The following is a 505-nucleotide window of genomic DNA, read 5'->3' on the forward strand; positions in this document are numbered from 1 at the left end:
CAAGAAGCTCCCCGCGGTGAGCATCGACCATCTGGGCATGTCCACCCGCGGGCTGCCGTACCTGCTGGACCTGGTGGACCGGGGCGCGAAGGTCAAGGCCACCGGGTTCGGCCGGGCCACCATCGACGACGTCGGCGACGCCCTGCGCCGCCTGCACGCGGTGAACCCGTCGGCGCTGATGTTCGGTACGGACCTCCCCGGGACCCGGGCGCGACGGGCCTTCGAGGCCGCGGACCTGGACCTGGTGACCGAGGCAGTCGGCGACGACCTGGACGCCGTGCTCAGCGGCAACGCCCGCGCCTGGTACCGGCTGACCGACCCGTCCCCCAGCTGAGAGCGGCCCACAGCTAGGCGAGAAGGACTGCGCCGAACCAGATTCCGGCCGCGACCAGGGCGCCGAGCAGTTCCACCAGCATCGACAGTCCCACCGCCTTGGTGGCGTGCACCGTGGCACGCCAGGCGTCGGCATGGGTGCGCCGACGGCCCGCCTCGGCCAGGTAGGTGC

2 protein-coding genes are annotated in these 505 nt (G+C 72.7%); one reads left to right on the top strand and one right to left on the bottom strand.

Annotation, left to right across the window (positions count from 1 at the left end):
* The coding region (locus AC1DQC_RS20370) for an amidohydrolase family protein (protein ID WP_477053034.1) at positions 1-334 on the top strand (334 nt) is incomplete at its 5' end.
* Between the two features lie 13 nt (positions 335-347).
* Here the strand turns inward: AC1DQC_RS20370 and AC1DQC_RS20375 are convergent.
* Positions 348-497: a DUF456 family protein gene (locus AC1DQC_RS20375; protein WP_477053035.1), complete on the bottom strand. Its 150-nt coding sequence runs from the start codon at positions 495-497 to the stop codon at positions 348-350.
* Positions 498-505: the final 8 nt, after the last annotated feature.

Source organism: Cellulomonas sp. P4_H12 (assembly GCF_056400905.1).